Source organism: Phytoactinopolyspora limicola (assembly GCF_011320225.1).
In the GTDB taxonomy this organism is placed as follows: Bacteria; Actinomycetota; Actinomycetes; order Jiangellales; family Jiangellaceae; genus Phytoactinopolyspora; species Phytoactinopolyspora limicola.
This window is the reverse complement of sequence record NZ_JAAOEN010000012.1, coordinates 1-15,466: the sequence shown is the minus strand read 5'-3', so window position 1 is coordinate 15,466 and position 15,466 is coordinate 1. Positions and strand designations below refer to the sequence as shown.

Genomic DNA, 15,466 nt, shown 5'->3' with positions numbered 1-15,466 from the left:
GCGATGCGGCTCGGTCAAGGGCTTTGTTGAAGGTCGACGAAGAATGAGTCATTCACGGGACTCGTGGCATGATCTGAGAACTCCAGCCAACCCATCGCAGCGCGAGGAGATGGGCCGTGAATCAGTCTGAAACTCCGCGGCTTTCCGCACTGGCCGGACGGCTTGACTACCTCTTCGCCACTGTCCGTCCCCGGGGGCGAGGCGAGTACACGTACCGTGAAGTGGCCCAGGCCATCAACGACTCGCCGGACGATGTGACCATCTCCGCAAGCTACCTCTGGCAACTCCGCAAAGGCCATAAGGTCAACCCCTCCGTGAGGCACATCGAGGCGCTGGCCAGGTTCTTCGGTGTCCCGACGCGATGGCTCGTCGGCGACGAAGACGCCGACGAAATCACCTCACAACTAGAGCTGCTTGCCGCGATGCGTGACACCGACGTCCGCGAGATCGCCCTGCGCGCCAGCGGGCTATCCGATGCCGCCCTCCAGATGATCAAGAACGTCGTCGAGAACACGCGAAAGATGGAAGGCTTGACAGACGACGACTGAACAAGCCCCCGCGTTGTGAAACGCCAAGCCTCATGACAGCGACCCTAACTAGCGGCATAATCAATGCAAGTGCATCTAGTCACGAACACGGGGTAGGGACGTGGAACCGCGTCGCATCAGGCAGACGTGCGAGGAACAACTGCGCCGATTCGTCCTGCCCGAACCGTTCACGATCGACGCGTTCTGCTCCACCCTGGCACGTGAGCGCGACAAGCCAATACGCCTGATGCCAATGCCCGACGGTGCCGACTCACCGTGCGGGATGTGGCTGGCGACCGCTGACACCGACTGGGTATTCCACCAGGCCGCGACATCTCAACTCCACCAGGAACACATCGTCCTGCACGAACTCGCCCACATGATCTTCGGCCACACCACGAAACAAGACCGGGCCGAACGGTTACAGGCCCGCCTGCTGCCTGATCTCGACCCCCAAATGATCGCATCGGTGCTTGCCCGCACCGCTTACACCTCAGTGGAGGAACAGCAGGCCGAGATGCTCGCTGGCCTGATCGGCGCACACGTCCGACGTCGTGCTCACGTGGACGCAGGGCCCGACTTCACTCGCGCCGCAGACGTGTTCGAGCCAGAGCCGTGAGCACGTACACCGTCATTCCAGCCATCCTGTTGTGGGTCGCGGTTGCCTTCCGGTTGCCGACACGGAGAAAGAACACTTCGCAGCGTCACCTCCTGGTCGGACTGACCGCTCTTGCGATCGCATGCACCCTGGAGATCCCCTCGGTCAGCGCGACTCTTCAGGAACGAATAGTCAGTGCGAATACACCACATCTGGTCAAGCACATCGCAGTCGTGGTCGCCGCGAGTGCCATCTGGGAGGTCGCCCGCCACGTCGCGCTGACGCAAACTGAGGCAGCCACACACCGTGCCCGCCGCGCCGCCATCACGATCAGTGCGATCTGCGCCATGATCGGCATGTTCCTTCTGGCACCCGAACACGACGAGCCCTTGCCCGGCCTCACAAACGCAGCCGTCGGCGAGCCGGCGCTCCTGGCCTACTGGACGGCCTACCTGGCCGTACTCGCCGTGGTCGTCGTGGGCATTGCCCGAGTAGCGGTCTCGGCGCTACGCACGTTCCCAGCCGGTGCGCTTCGGACGGGAGTGTTGTGGATGGGCGCCGGCGCGCTTGTCGCATTGGCGTACTGCCTGAACAAGGCCGTCTACCTCGTGACCGCCACGGCCGGTCTCGCATCGGACCATGCCGACCTCATGGAGTCTGTGCAAGCGCGGTTGCTTGCGCTCACCGTCTTCGGTTTCGTTGTCGGTAGCTTGTGGCCGATCGCCGTCCGCTGGCCGTTGATCCGGCACATCATCGCCTACATGACCTACCGGCGGCTGCTGCCGGTGTGGCGGGCGTATCTTCAGGGCGAACCCGGGCTCGCCTTCAGCGTGACGGGACGGGCGCGTCTCTACGACGTTGAGCTACGCCTTTACCGGCGGGTGATTGAGATTCGCGACGGCATGTTGGCCGCCCGCGCTTACGCAGACCCCGGCCATTGCGACTTGGCCCTACGCGAGGCCCGTCGAGTCACCACGAGAGATCCAGACCTCATAGGCGAAGCGGCTTGGTTGGAAACGGGCCGGCGCGCCAAGCTCCGGCGCGTTCAGCCCAGCGGCGTCCCTCAGGTCGGCATCAGTGGCGGCGCGACCATCACCGACGAGATTCGGGTGCTGACCCGTATTGCCAAATCGTGGCCACTTATTCAGACCATCGCCGACAGAATCGACGACATGTCGGACGTGAGGAAGACAAGCACATGAGCCGGATTGACACCGCTCCTGGCCGGTCAGAGCGTTTCGCTGCGCTGTTGACCACGGTCTTCGCGCCAGCACACCTCGTGATCGGTGTATTACCCGTCATCGGAGCCGCCAGCCATACATCAGTCATCCGTGGCCTTGGCTGGGGCGCGCTGGCTGCGCTCCTTGTTGGCGTCCCGCCCTATGCGTGGGTCCTTTACGCGGTGCGGCGGGGTCGTTTCAGCTCACCCCACATTCCCGATCGCGCCCAGCGGCTTCTCCCGCTGGCCGTTGCCGCGGCCGCCGCAGCCGGCGGGTTGCTCGCCCTAGTGATCCTGGGCGCGCCGCGGCAGCTGATCGCGCTCCTAGTGGCGATGCTCACCGGTCTAGCCGTCACCACCACCATCACCCTTAAGTGGAAGATCTCCATTCACACCGCGGTCGCCGCCGGCACCGCCACAATCCTGACCATCGTCTTCGGACCCGCACTCGGAGCCAGCTGGGCCATAGTCGCCGCGACCGGTTGGTCCCGGATCCAGTTGAGAGACCACACCACCGCCCAAGTCGTCACCGGCGCCATTCTGGGCACGATCATCGCCGCGACAGTCTTCATCGCCCTTCGGTGAAGGGACCTAGAACGGTTGCATTGATGGCATCAGGGAACCTGATATCAACCGGTCTCGCTGATCGCACCTGGAGATCCCGAGTCCAGGGTCCGCGGCGACTTGACGCAGTCCAGGAGGACTCGCGGATCGCGGAAGATGACGACGTTCCTGGCGCTCAGCCAAGCTCCCCTCGTCTGTCGGCTCCCTTCATTGCGGTTGTGACATGACAGGGCTCGATGACGTGGACAGCGGTTCGAGCAGGGCGACGACTTACGTTACGATTTGCGCCTCGCGCCCATTTGAGGAGCGCGCCCGGGCTAATTGACAGTCTCTGAATCTACGGAAGCTGAGGGCTCCCTTGAATCGAGATCGTGGGGCACATTACTATCGCTCAGATTTCCAGGTCCACACGCCTAGGGACGCCAGGTGGAAGGGGAAGAGGGCAACCTCTGACGCCGACCGGGCCGCCTACGCGCAGACCTTCGTCGCTGCGTGCCGACGTGTCGGCCTGAATGCTGTCGCGATCACCGATCATCACGATCTCCTATTTGCTCCGTTGATTCGCAAGGCCGCCGCGAACGAAACGAACGAACACGGCCAGCCGTATGCTCCCGAAGAGCGCCTCTGCGTCTTCCCTGGAGTCGAGATGACGCTCGCTCTCGCGCGTCAGGCTCTACTCATCCTCGACGCCGACTTCCCAGACGATCGGCTGCCATCGGTGCTCCAAGTGCTCGCGATCACTCCGCACGATCCGGCCAAGGCGGCCTTGCCTGATGTAAAGCCGCTGGATCACGTCACATCGCTGGCCGATCTGTACAGGAAGTTCGATGAGCATGATTGGCTCAAGGGCCGCTACATCGTCCTGCCGAATGCCAGCGACAGCGGCCACAAGACGATCATGCGCAAGGGTATGCAGGCTGAGTACAAGGACATGCCCTGCGTAGGTGGCTACCTGGACGGCTCAATCGACAAAGTCGGGACTGGGAACCGGAGGATCTTCGCAGGCGAGGATGCGGCATGGGGCAACAAACCATTGGCCATCTTCCAAACCTCAGACGCCAGGTCCGCAGACTTCGCGAGCCTGGGATCGCCCTCTACGTGGGTCAAGTGGGCAGAGCCGACCGCTGAAGCGCTGCGTCAGGCGTGCCTCGGTCATCAATCCCGCATTGCTCATGTGAGTCCGCAGGTGCCGACGGTCTTCGTGTCGCGCGTGGCAGTCTCCAACAGCAAGTTCCTTGGTCCCGTAGATGTCCAATTGAACCCCCAGTACAACGCCGTCATCGGGGGGCGGGGAACTGGCAAGTCAACGATCCTCGATTACCTACGCTGGGGACTGTGTGATCAGGCAGCCCACGCGGGGGACGAGGAACTAGCGAACCCGAGCGTGCGACGAGAACGGTTGATCGAGAACACACTGAAGTCAGTTGGCGGCCAGGTCGAGGTCTACTTCACGATCAACCAGATTCCCCACGTGGTTCGCCGCGACGCTGTGTCGGGAGACATCCAGCTCAAGGTTGGAGAGGCAGAGTTCGCCAAAGTGCGCGAGGAACATGTCCGAGCGCTCCTTCCTGTGCACGCATACAGCCAGAAACAACTAAGTAGTGTCGCGTTGCGGATGGACGAGCTAACCCGATTCGTCACCGCGCCAGTGCAACGGTCCCTTGACAGCGTCGACCAAGAGATCACGGAAGCCGCAGGCAAGTTGCGTGAGAACTACGCTAAGGTCCAGCGAGCGCGGAGCCTTGATTCGTCGATCGCAAGCCAGCTGTTGGCAGAGCGATCCCTTGCCGATCAGGCCACGAACCTGCGAACAGCCTTGACCGACCTCTCCGACCCGGACCGCGCAATCTTGGGCGCGAAGCCCAAGTTTGATGAGGTTCGGGAGCTCCTTCGGTCCCAGGAGCGGGAGCTGGAGGATGCGCTTGGTCAGGTGCAGACGTCTGTAGATCAGCTCAGCAAGATTCACGATTCCCTCACTACGCCCGGCGAGCTGCCTATCGGAATTGCCGGAGACATCTCGACCCTGATTGACGCGAGGCGCCAACTGGTCGAAGGGCTCCGCAGCGACATCAGTCAAGCGCTAATTAGGGCGACGAGCGCCCGGGCGGAGGGAGCTAACGAGCAAGTCGCGGCGGCTGCCGTCAGAGATGGGATCGGTTCGTTCGACAACCAGTACGAGGAGGTCAAGCGCCGCTCGACAGCGCATCAGGCAAAGCTTGATGAGCTGGCGGGTGTGGAGGCTCGCCGCACGCAGGCCGCCGAATTGCTTGCCAATCATCGTCGCGATCGTCAATCGCTCGGAGACCCCGTAGTCGCGCATGCCGAGTTGCGAGGCGCACTCGTCAACCTCTATCGCACGCGGTCGGACCTGCTTACGAATGAGACCGCCAAGGTGACTGAACTCTCCGACGGGCTCTTGAAGGCGAGTATCAACCGCGGCCAGGGACTCGCGGCAGTCGAGGCCAAGTTCCGCGGTTTCATCCAAGGCTCCAGTGTCCGTGGCGGCAAGGTAGATCAGTTCTTCGCGGGCCTTCGTTCCGAGTCCGACCCCCTGGAGACATGGGAATCCGTACTGGGAGAACTCGAGGAACTGCTACTCCTGGAGGAGGATGCCGAACACACGTCTGAGACGACCCCTAACCTCACTCGCCTCGGCTTTCCAGTCCCGGACCAGCGGCGTGCCAGGACACGAATGACGGCTGACGGCTGGCTGGACCTCGCTCTCACGCCGATACGAGATGAGCCTGTCTTCGAGTACCAGACCAAGGAAGGCGAGTTCATTGCGTTCAACGCGGCCTCTGCCGGCCAGCAGGCGACAGCACTGCTTCGGGTCCTGCTCGCGCAAACGGGTGTCCCGCTGATCATCGACCAGCCGGAGGAGGACCTTGACAGCCAAGTAGTGCAGGACGTCGTGACTCGAATCTGGGCTGCCAAACAGAGGCGCCAACTGATATTCGCGAGTCACAACGCCAATTTGGTAGTGAATGGCGATGCTGAACTTGTGGTCGCCTGCGACTACCGAAAGCAGGGCGACCAGTCTGGAGGTCGCGTCAAGTTGGAGGGCGCAATCGACATCGTGGCTGTGCGCGACGAGATCACGCGCGTCATGGAAGGTGGGGAGAAGGCGTTCCGCCTCCGTAAGGAGAGATACGGGTACTAAGGTTCGATGGCACCGGCGAGACGCTGGTGGGTTCGTGTCGCCACGATCTGGGCGGTTCGCCCGTTGACGATGAGGGCGTTGCTTTGTGGGCGAAGCGATGCGACGTCGCTAAATCTACCGTGCGATGGTCAGCTGCGCGCACTCTGGTGGTCGGTCAAGATGGTCCCGTGCATCAGCGGTGCTGACTTTGGTCAGCTACCCCAGTCGAATGGGCCAGGCCTTGGTTCGGGCAGTGAAACCATCGAGCCCGCACGTTCGCATCGCTAGAGGATTCCTGCTGTGTAGGATCTTGGATCTTTGTCCGGCGCTGCCGACGAGTCCTGCGGTCGTCCTTGACGCCGCTTGCCAGGGATCGACCGACTACCGTGGTAGCAGCCTTGGCTACGCCTCTGATTGTTGATCTTTAGTCACACCTCTTGCAACTGAGGCCCGGTGGCGCACCTGACGGGTGTGACGGTGTCGATGCGGGTGATGTCTGCGGGCAGCGGCTACGCCTATCTTCTCAAGTCGGTGGCCGCCGGCGACGGGCGTCGTCGCCTCTCTGAGCCGTTGGTCCGGTACTACACCGAGAAGGGCACACCGCCTGGTTGGTGGCTAGGCAGCGGCGTGGGCAGCCTCGCCTCCGACGTCGTCGCGGGGGACGTGGTGGCTGAGGAGCAGTTGAGGCTTCTGCTGGGGGAGGGAAGGCATCCGGTCACTGGTGATCCGTTGGGTCGGGCGTTCCCGGTGTTCGCGTCCGTGCAGGACCGTGTCAACGACCGCGTCGCTCGCCTCGACCCTGCGCTCACTGAGCGTGAACGTTCCGAGGCCGTCTCGGCCATCGAAGCTGAGGAGTCTCGTCGGGGGAACCGGCGGGCGGTTGCCGGCTACGACTTCACGTTCTCGGTTCCGAAGAGCGTGAGCGTGCTCTGGGCGATCAGCGATGCGGCGACGCAAGCACGGATCGCGCGTGCGCACCACGCCGCCATCGCCGACACAGTTGCACTCTTGGAACGGGAAGTCGCAACAACACGCGTTGGTCGTGCAGGCCTGGACGGAGCTGTTGCACAGGCCGAGGTCACCGGGGTCGTGGCGACCGCGTTCGATCATTACGACTCGCGTGCGGGTGATCCGCAATTGCACACGCATATTGTGGTGTCGAACAAGGTGCACACGGTCCGCGACGGCGCATGGCGGACGTTAGACGGGCGGCCGTTGCACGCGGCGACGGTGGCGCTGTCCGAGCACTACAACGCGTTGCTGGCGGATCGCCTCACACTTGACCTGGGCATTACGTGGCAAGCGCGCCCGCGTGGGCGGGACCGCAACCCGGCGTGGGAGATCGCCGGCGTGCCGGATGAGCTGTTGACGTCGTTCTCGTCCCGCAGTGGCAAAATCGACGCCGAAACCGACCGCCTGATCGCCGCCTACGTTGATGCGCACGGGCGTCGCCCCAGCACCGATGTCGTGATTCGGCTGCGGGCGCAGGCGACGCTGTCGACGCGGCCGGAGAAGATGGTGCGGTCGCTGGCCGAGTTGACCGACGACTGGCGACGACGCGTGACCGCTGTGCTCGGCGTGGACGCGGCAACATGGGCGCGCAACCTGTGTGGCACGTCGTCAACGCATGCAACGGCGTTGCGTGCGGGCCAGGTTGCCGATACCGATGTGCGTGCACTTGCGACGCAGGTGGTGCGTGCGGTGGGGGAGAAGCGTGCCACGTGGACGCGGTGGAACTTGCATGCTGAAGCGTCGCGCACGTTGATGCACATGCGTTTCGCCAGCACGACTGATCGGGAAGCTGCCGTGGCACGGGTGGTCGATGCGGCCGAGCGTTTCTCGTTGCGGTTGACCCCACCGGAGGTGGCATCTTCACCGGAGCCGTGGCGCCGCGCGGATGGCACGTCGGTGTTCCGGCCACGGCACGGCGAGGTGTTCACGTCGACGGAGCTGTTGGCCGCCGAGCACCGGCTTCTGGACCATGCGCGCGCCACCACTGCACCCCGCGCGAATGTGGCTGACAGTCCGCGGCTTGTACGTCGAGACATCCACGACGGCGGCGCGCTCGCCGCAGAGCAGGTGGACGCGATCACCAAGATCGTGACATCTGGACGGACCGTGGACGTGCTCGTGGGCGCGGCTGGAGCCGGAAAGACCACCACGATGCGGGGCATGCGCCGGGCCTGGGAAGTCGCCCACGGTCCTGGGTCGGTGATCGGGCTGGCGCCCTCGGCCACAGCGGCGGAGGTTCTTGCCGCTGATCTCGGGGTGGCGTGCGAGAACACAGCCAAATGGTTGCGCGAGCGTACGGCCGGGCGGTGGCCGCTGCGGCGAGGTCAGTTGATCATCGTGGATGAGGCGTCGATGGCCGGGACGTTCACGCTTGACACCATCGCCAGTCACGCCGCACGGGCGGGGGCGAAAGTTCTGCTGGTTGGGGACTGGGCGCAGCTCGCCGCGGTCGATGCTGGTGGTGCGTTCGGGTTGTTGGTGCGTGACCGCGGGAACGACGTGGCGGAGCTGACCGGTGTACGCCGTTTCCACCATGCGTGGGAACGGTCCGCGTCACTGCGGCTACGCCGCGGCGATACCGCCGTCGTCGAGATGTACGACCAGCGTGGCCGCGTCGTCGGCGGAAAACTCGACGACATTCTCGACGCTGCCTACACCGCTTGGCGCAACGATCTCGATGCCGGGCACGCATCGATCATGATCGCGGAGACCATCGACACTGTCTCGGCCCTGAATGCCAGAGCACAACTGGACCGCATCGTCGCTGGAGAGGTACTCGCTACGTGCGAGGTGAACCTTCACGACGGTACGCGGGCCAGTGTCGGCGATCTGGTGGTCACTCGCCGTAACGATAGGAGGTTGGCGAGCGGGCGGGGGTGGGTGAAGAACGGCGATCGGTGGACGGTCACCGGCATCGGCGACGGCGGTTCCGTCGTCGTCCGCCGCGCCGGGCATCCTAGTTCGAGTGTGACGTTGCCGCCCGACTATGTCAGTGAGCACGTCGAACTTGCCTACGCCGTGACGGTGCACCGGGCGCAAGGTGTCACGGTGGACACTGCCCACGCCGTGGTCGCCTCGCCGTCGATGACCCGCGAGGCGTTCTACGTTGCGATGACCCGCGGCCGCACCCGCAACACCGCCTACGTGGCGACCGATCAGTCGCACCTGGAACAGCACCAGAAGCCGGTCAGCGAGGACGATGTCACCGCCACCGCAGTCCTGACGGGCGTGCTCGCACGACGTGGCGCGGAGCCATCCGCACATGAGACGCTGCGGGCCGAACAAGAGCGTTGGATGAGCATCGCGCAGCTGGCGGCGGAGTACGAGACCATTGCCGCGGAGGCGCAGCGGGGACGCTGGGCGACGCTCGTGCAAACGTGCGGATTGTCGCCCGAGCAGGCGGTGGCGGTCGTCAACTCGGAGGCGTTTGGTCCGCTGGCTGCGACATTGCGCCGTGCCGAAGCCCACCACTGCGACGTCGACTCGCTCTTGCCGCGCCTCGTCACACGACGCGGCCTCGACGACGCCGAGGACATCGCCGCAGTGCTGCACCGACGCCTCATCGCCGCCGTTCCTCCCCGGCACACCGGTGGTCAGCGTCCGCCGGAGCTGATCGCTGGGCTGATCCCAACAGCTGTCGGCCCCATGGATGCGTCGGCGCGGGAGGCGTTGGCTGAACGGCACCGGCTCGTCGAACGCCGGGCAAACACGCTCGCCGGCGCTGCTATTGAGGAGCGAGCGGATTGGGTGCGTCGGCTCGGCAACGACCCGCACGAGCCACGGCGGCGGGCAGCTTGGCGACGCGCAGTGGTCACTGTGGCCGCGTACCGAGATCGTCACGGCATCACCGATGCCCACCCCCTCGGTTCCGTAACCGTGCCGAGCGAACGCTGGCGCACGGACACGGCTTATGCCCGCGCGGCGTTGGAACGGGCGCGCCGGCTCGCACACGACGCCACAGCCCAGCAACCTGCCGCCAGCCATGAGTCGCCCGACCATCCGGTGATGGACCGGGACCTCTGAGCCCACCGGGAGCGGAGCACGCGGTGATCCTGATAGCCGCCACGCCGTCGGTATCGATGGCGACAGCGGCCGACCCGGCGTAGTGTTAGACATTGCGGCAGTAATGTCTGTCCGTCCCAGCTTCTAGCCTGGGCGGCGAACCCCGAATCTCGGGCGTCCTTTCAACTCATGGGGCCGCATTCCACAGTTGTCACCGTCTTCGATGGTGGGAGGATGCCACGATGTTCCGTTTGATCGGCCGCCTCGGCGGCGGCTACTACCGACTGCTCACTTACGCGCCGACGAACGTGCTGCTCGCATACCTGCGCACGCGGCGAGACCTCACAGCCACCCTGATTGCGCTGCTCTCTGGGGCCGGGTATCTGTACGCCGCCGCCGTCTGCACGGTCCTTGTGGATCGCGGTGCACCGGAGTGGCTGTACGGGGGCGTTGGCCTGTTCATCTGGAACGGCTTGAAGCTGCTTGTCTTCGTTCCCGTCAACCTTGCCGTGATCGTCACGACCCGCGGTGCGCGGCATCGATCCGCCCGGCATGAGGACGTCGCCAACGTCCGCCAATCCGTGACTTGAAGGAGCTGATCAACTAACCAGACACGCCTTTTTGCCAGGCGGGGCCGCCGGGAGCGGACACTCCACGACGACCCCTTGATCCCCTACCTGCCGTAACAGGAGGAGACCCGATGGGTACGCTACCCAACCCGCTCACGCCCACGTCGACCAGCCTCGATACCCGCCCCCAGCACTGTCAGCAGCTGCGCTGGTGCGACGAGCCCTACTCCCATCGTGGACCGTGCCGGCGCTATCTCGGTGAAGCCCGAGCTGGATCAGAACGCAATCCCAGCTTCCTCGGTGTCGCGGTCATCAGCACCGGCGTCGGTCAGCGCCGACTGGAAGTCTCCGCTGGTCAGGAGTGTTTGGTGTTCGACTGGCGACAGGTCGAAACCCTAGCCACGCTACTGGCGCAGGCGCGCCGGTCATACGCGAGCTAGAGCCATGGTTCCGGAGTTTGACCCTGACCAGGCCGATCTGAGCTATCTGTACGTGGCCTTCGCCGACTACCTCACTGCCCGCATCAACGATGGTACGCACCCACCACGTGCCCGCATGCTTGGCGAGCGTGACCTCGCCGCGGAACACGGCGTGTCCGTCGGGACCGTGCGCCGCGCCACCGAGCTCCTGCGCGAACGTGGCCTCGTCGTCACGCTGCCCGCTAAAGGCACCTACGTCGCCCGGTCGACCATGCCGGGCGAAGGCGCTCATCGGCCGACTACGGGGAGGCGTGGGCGAGGCGACGATGACTGATCAACCTCGACCTGTTGTCTCGGGGAGTTCGGAGCAGAGGCTCCGTCGGTGGAGGTTCACGAGCACCGCAGTTCGGCACGACGGGCGCTGGCTGGTCCACTGCAACCAGCACCCCGAAGTGCGCTCAAACGTGGCGCTGCTAACCCACGCAGCTGAGCATCAGCGGTCCGGCATCGCCGCTCACCTTGACCTGCTCCCGGACGAAGTCGTGGTTGACGTGCTGCCCCTGCTTCCTCAAGACGTCAAACGGCACATCACTCAGGCTCACGACCTGCGACGCACCGCGTCCTGGGCAAACAGTGCCGCTGCTGTTGAGCATCGTGCCGCAGCGCGGATGCTCGCTGACGCGGGACTGTCGTTGCGTGATATTGGCACCATCCTCGGCGTCTCCCACCAGCGAGTCCACCAACTTCTGCATGGCGGGCTAGTACCCGGTAGTGACGAGGAAAGCTGACTCTTGGCGTTGCGATCGGGCCAAGCTGCTGGTGGCGCGAGGCGGGATGTGTGTGAGCGTTCGCAGGCACGGGAGGCGAGCGGGCTTGGACCCGGGCGTCGTTCGGAGGTCCGATCTCTGAGCCGGATTCGATGTGCTGTCCGTGCGGGAACTTGCCGGTAGGCAGAAGAGGCGTGCTGTCACCAGCCAAGCCGTCGCGTGTCAGCGGCTTGGTGGTTCCAACCCGGAGCATTGGCTTTGTGATGCCGGTGTCGTCCATGCGTTCGGGTCCGCCGCCGCAGGATGTGGTCTCGCGTGCGCTGGCGCTTGCTTAGTCGATGGCGCGGTATCCGTGGGCGGTCCGGATGGGGTGTGGATCCTGCGGACCAGGCCGACGTGGCCAAACGCGTGGTTGTAGGTCAGCACATACTCACCATCGGCGTATTCACGGTCCAGGCTGCCGGTTGGCGGCTCGCTGTAAACGTGGCCGTTGGCCTCGGCCGCGTACTCGGTCTCGGCGCCGAAGTCCCACGCCGCAAGATGCTCCAGTGCTGCCTTGGGTCCTTGCCCGTTGATGATTCGCAACGTCTGCTCAGCGTCGTCACTCTGCTGGAATACCACGCCGATGTACTGCTGCACATTCGTGCCGTGTTCCGGAGTTTCGTCTGCGATGAGCTGGGGCTCCAGGGCCAGCGTCGCCAGTTCTTCGCTGTTCTGATACGCCGCTTCTGCCACCCATTCGGGGAACAGGTCCGAATTCTCGGTTTCGCGATTCGGGTACGCCAACCGCAGGCCGTACGACTCGCCAGCGGCATGTAGGAACGAGCCCAATGCTTGCATGGCCTGCTCAGTGTCGATGTCGTTGCCGACGCCGGCGTAGAGATCGTCACTGGTGTACGTTCCGGGCAACTCGGGGTCTGTCGACTCGACCGCATACCGATACTGGCACCGATCACCCAGCTCACCTGCCACTGTTCTGGCGTAGGCCACCGACAGTCGCAACGTACCGACCCTGAGAACCAGGTCGTGATGTTCGGCGTTCACGTCCGCGCACCTCCCATTGGCCGTGTGCTCATCAATGAGGTGTGCGAGGCCCGTCGCTCTGGCCGACGCGTCGTTAAGTCAGCGGCGTGGCACTGACAAGCGGAGCGGGTCCCTAGCTGCTGTTGTGGGGTGGCCAGCTAGTCGCGTTGGCTGGGCCAGTTCTGGGGCCATTCGCGGATAGAGCACGCATGCTAGAGCAAGCCGCCTGCAAGTTTCGTGTTAGCTCCTTGCGCCTCGCCGCGTGCGACATAGGCCCGGATGGTCGCGGGCCGTTTACCTTAATTGTTCGTCGACCGGCTGGTGTCCCAGAGTTCTCCTGCGCCGCAAGCCGCGGCCCTGGCCAAAGCGTTGCACCTGTGGGCTGAGGAGAACCCCGATCCCTACCTCGGACCCCACTGGCCGTCCGTCAGCTGAACTACTCGAGGCGGCCCAACTACGCATGGCAACTGGATGGGTGTTTGTGCCTACGGATCGAGCAAGACGTCGGCCTAACTGCGCTGGCTCGGCCGGTTCTCGTGCCATTCACGGATCGTGGAGGCATGCCAGACCCAGCCGCCAGCAAGCCTCATGTCCGGTGCCGGCATCTCGTTCCGGGCGACATAGGCACGAACCGTTGAGGCAGTCACTCCCAGATATTCAGCGACTGCCTTGGTGTCCCATAGTTCCTGCTCCGCCACGGCGAACACGCTAGACTACAGCGGACTTGCTGCGCAGTGGATGCGCTGTATACTGGAAGTATCCAGAACTGGCGGTCTTGGGCGGCGCGCCAACGCCACCCAAGACCTAGGAACCCAACCTGAATGGAGGTTGAGAACCATGGGAGACACCCTATCGATCACGCTTGCCCGGAGGCAGGTCGAATGTCCGCTGGTGCTGTTGCGGGGTGGCGGTCATGTCGGATGATGTCGGGCGTGCGGTGAATCGTCAGGTAGATCGGGTGGCACAGGCTGAGGCTGAGGTGCAGTCGGCGCTGTGGGATTTGCAGCGCGAGATCATGTGCCTGGATCTGCTGTTGAGTAATGCCGACGTCGCCGCGGCTCGGTCGGCCGCGGGTGGCGCTGGTCCCGTGGTTGGTTCGCGCCCCGATGGTTGGGGTGAGGGCGGCGGGTCCGGGTCGGGCGGTGCGTGATGTGGGACGAGTTCGACCCCGACGACAGGGCTCCTGGTTATGTCTACAGCCGAGTTGCTGATCACCTGGCATCTGTGATCGAGTCTCAGAACATGGCACCGGGTTCGATGCTGCCGGGCGAGCGAGCGCTGGCATCGATGCTGGGTGTGTCAATCGGGACGGTTCGACGCGCCGCCGAGGAACTGCGGCAACGCAACATCGTCGTCACGTTGCCCGCCAAAGGAACCTTCGTGGCACGTCGTCCAGGTGGGTGATCGGGATGTGTGAGTCGGGTTGCCCGCGTTGGTGTGACTTCTCCGAGCAGCCCGGCCACAGCGGCCTGCATGTCGCTCTGTCTCCCACCTCCTCGAATCCCAATGCGTAATGGCGCAAAACCGTCTTTTCTGACACACCAAGCGCGGACTAGGGGTGTCTGGCAAAGCGATATGCTGCTGGTGTTTGGCCAACGTGACGGTGAAACGCGTTGTACATACCGCTCGTGGAGCCAAATCCTGCCCGGTGGGCCACGGCGCGGATGGGTAGGTTTGTCGTTCGGAGAAGGCGTTGGCTCTCCGCCAGCCGCAGTCTGACCACGTACTCCCAGAGGGTGAGCCCACAGACTCGGCGAAAGCTAGTCATCAAGTGATCGTGATGTCTGCCCACAGCCTGGGCAATATCGTCGATCGTAATGTGATCGACGAAGTGTGCGGTGGCGAACCGAATAGCCTGGGCGACAAGCTGCGTCGCGGCACCTTGGATATGGTGGCGTGGACGTGTGCGCGGTGTCGCCGTCGCTTGGCTCAGCAGACGGATGAGACGGGCCTGAATCTCCATCTCCGCGGCAGTCCGCAGGCGGGAGTCATCGGCTAGCAGATCTTTACTCCATCGTTGGAACGCCATGCTTTCGACGACCACTTCGACATCTGATGTTCCTGCTCTCAGTAGCTCGCCTGCGAGGATCCGGTCGAGCACTTCGGCGGAGTTTGTCCAGGTCAAAACGTTGACGATGGGGACATGAGCGACGTGGTACACAGTTCTCGGAGGCGCAGGGTCGACGTCACGGTGCGGGATGCCGCCCCAGAACGCCAGGAGTTCCCCCGGTGCCAGCCAGACTTCCCGCCCGGCGCAGTCGAGGGTAATTCCACCGGTCTCGACGAAGTGCACCTCAAGATCAAGGTGGGTATGTCGGGGTGCGTCGCGTAGGTCATCGATGATGCCGTTGGCGGGTTCGCGGCAGAAGGTGAAAGCGGATGCCTGGCCGTACTCCTGGAAGCGGGTGTCAGGTGTGTTTGCAGGTCGTGTCATGGGACCCCTCTATTCGATAACAACTCCATGGGTAGGGGGAACGTTGCAAAGCCGTGACTGATCAACATGGTACCTGACCAGGCCTTAGTGGCATTTCCGTTACCGAAACACATGTATCGAAAACCTCACCAAAGCCTAGCTTGCGAGATTACGGAGGTTGAAAAGCACTGTTCAATTAGCCACACTAACCCCA

The 15,466-nt window shown here is 63.9% G+C and carries 15 protein-coding genes; 11 read left to right on the top strand and 4 right to left on the bottom strand.

The features are described from left to right. The first annotated feature begins 116 nt into the window (after positions 1–116). The 9 genes from G8760_RS22185 (at position 117) to G8760_RS22145 (ending at position 11,383) form a co-directional block, all read left to right on the top strand. Positions 117–548, top strand: coding sequence for a helix-turn-helix domain-containing protein (locus G8760_RS22185; protein ID WP_166355024.1), 432 nt, complete (start codon positions 117–119; stop codon positions 546–548). Positions 549–648: 100 nt separating this feature from the next. Next, positions 649–1,146 (top strand): hypothetical protein, encoded by a 498-nt coding sequence (locus G8760_RS22180; RefSeq protein WP_166355023.1) that lies wholly within the window; start codon positions 649–651, stop codon positions 1,144–1,146. Beyond that, on the top strand, positions 1,143–2,327 hold the full coding sequence (locus tag G8760_RS22175) for an MAB_1171c family putative transporter (protein ID WP_166355022.1): 1,185 nt from the start codon (positions 1,143–1,145) through the stop codon (positions 2,325–2,327). The genes G8760_RS22180 and G8760_RS22175 overlap by 4 nt, the downstream gene beginning before the upstream one ends. Then, entirely contained in the window at positions 2,324–2,929 is a 606-nt protein-coding gene (locus tag G8760_RS22170; RefSeq protein ID WP_166355021.1) for a phosphatase PAP2 family protein, read from the top strand. The genes G8760_RS22175 and G8760_RS22170 overlap by 4 nt, the downstream gene beginning before the upstream one ends. A 325-nt stretch (positions 2,930–3,254) precedes the next feature. Beyond that, a complete protein-coding gene (locus tag G8760_RS22165) occupies positions 3,255–6,068 on the top strand; it encodes a TrlF family AAA-like ATPase (protein WP_343074443.1) in 2,814 nt (937 codons plus the stop codon). A 432-nt stretch (positions 6,069–6,500) separates the two neighbouring features. Beyond that, on the top strand, positions 6,501–10,082 hold the full coding sequence (gene mobF / locus G8760_RS22160) for a MobF family relaxase (RefSeq protein ID WP_207782606.1): 3,582 nt from the start codon (positions 6,501–6,503) through the stop codon (positions 10,080–10,082). 221 nt (positions 10,083–10,303) lie between these two features. Beyond that, positions 10,304–10,651, top strand: coding sequence for a sulfate permease (locus G8760_RS22155; RefSeq protein ID WP_166355019.1), 348 nt, complete (start codon positions 10,304–10,306; stop codon positions 10,649–10,651). Between the two features lie 110 nt (positions 10,652–10,761). Beyond that, entirely contained in the window at positions 10,762–11,070 is a 309-nt protein-coding gene (locus tag G8760_RS22150) for a hypothetical protein (protein ID WP_166355018.1), read from the top strand. A gap of 4 nt (positions 11,071–11,074) precedes the next feature. Further along, positions 11,075–11,383, top strand: a complete 309-nt coding sequence (locus G8760_RS22145) for a winged helix-turn-helix domain-containing protein (RefSeq protein WP_166355017.1) — start codon at positions 11,075–11,077, stop codon at positions 11,381–11,383. Positions 11,384–11,522: 139 nt separating this feature from the next. Here G8760_RS22145 and G8760_RS22140 read toward each other — a convergent pair whose 3' ends face one another. The 3 genes from G8760_RS22140 to G8760_RS31200 form a co-directional block, all read right to left on the bottom strand. Next, entirely contained in the window at positions 11,523–11,801 is a 279-nt protein-coding gene (locus G8760_RS22140) for a hypothetical protein (protein ID WP_166355016.1), read from the bottom strand. 237 nt (positions 11,802–12,038) lie between these two features. Further along, positions 12,039–12,860: a hypothetical protein gene (locus G8760_RS22135; RefSeq protein WP_166355015.1), complete on the bottom strand. Its 822-nt coding sequence runs from the start codon at positions 12,858–12,860 to the stop codon at positions 12,039–12,041. Positions 12,861–13,348: 488 nt separating this feature from the next. Continuing rightward, positions 13,349–13,537, bottom strand: a complete 189-nt coding sequence (locus G8760_RS31200; protein WP_166355014.1) for a helix-turn-helix transcriptional regulator — start codon at positions 13,535–13,537, stop codon at positions 13,349–13,351. A 215-nt stretch (positions 13,538–13,752) separates the two neighbouring features. On the opposite strand from G8760_RS31200, the gene G8760_RS22125 reads away from it, so the two are divergent. Continuing rightward, positions 13,753–13,989: a hypothetical protein gene (locus G8760_RS22125; protein WP_166355013.1), complete on the top strand. Its 237-nt coding sequence runs from the start codon at positions 13,753–13,755 to the stop codon at positions 13,987–13,989. Then, positions 13,989–14,243, top strand: a complete 255-nt coding sequence (locus tag G8760_RS30630; RefSeq protein ID WP_166355012.1) for a winged helix-turn-helix domain-containing protein — start codon at positions 13,989–13,991, stop codon at positions 14,241–14,243. The genes G8760_RS22125 and G8760_RS30630 overlap by 1 nt, the downstream gene beginning before the upstream one ends. A gap of 148 nt (positions 14,244–14,391) precedes the next feature. Here G8760_RS30630 and G8760_RS31195 read toward each other — a convergent pair whose 3' ends face one another. After that, complete coding sequence (locus tag G8760_RS31195) at positions 14,392–15,273, bottom strand: helix-turn-helix domain-containing protein (RefSeq protein ID WP_425502370.1); 882 nt, start codon at positions 15,271–15,273, stop codon at positions 14,392–14,394. Between the last annotated feature and the right edge of the window lie 193 nt (positions 15,274–15,466).

What these genes read in the sequence shown, in the direction of transcription:
- G8760_RS31195 (WP_425502370.1), bottom strand. Translation starts at nt 15,273, where the DNA reads ATGACACGACCTGCAAACACACCTGACACCCGCTTCCAGGAGTACGGC.
- G8760_RS22140 (WP_166355016.1), bottom strand. Translation starts at nt 11,801, where the DNA reads ATGCAGAAGTTGGTGGACTCGCTGGTGGGAGACGCCGAGGATGGTGCC.
- G8760_RS22155 (WP_166355019.1), top strand. Translation starts at nt 10,304, where the DNA reads ATGTTCCGTTTGATCGGCCGCCTCGGCGGCGGCTACTACCGACTGCTC.
- G8760_RS22150 (WP_166355018.1), top strand. Translation starts at nt 10,762, where the DNA reads ATGGGTACGCTACCCAACCCGCTCACGCCCACGTCGACCAGCCTCGAT.
- G8760_RS22170 (WP_166355021.1), top strand. Translation starts at nt 2,324, where the DNA reads ATGAGCCGGATTGACACCGCTCCTGGCCGGTCAGAGCGTTTCGCTGCG.
- G8760_RS30630 (WP_166355012.1), top strand. Translation starts at nt 13,989, where the DNA reads ATGTGGGACGAGTTCGACCCCGACGACAGGGCTCCTGGTTATGTCTAC.
- G8760_RS22125 (WP_166355013.1), top strand. Translation starts at nt 13,753, where the DNA reads ATGTCGGATGATGTCGGGCGTGCGGTGAATCGTCAGGTAGATCGGGTG.
- G8760_RS22145 (WP_166355017.1), top strand. Translation starts at nt 11,075, where the DNA reads ATGGTTCCGGAGTTTGACCCTGACCAGGCCGATCTGAGCTATCTGTAC.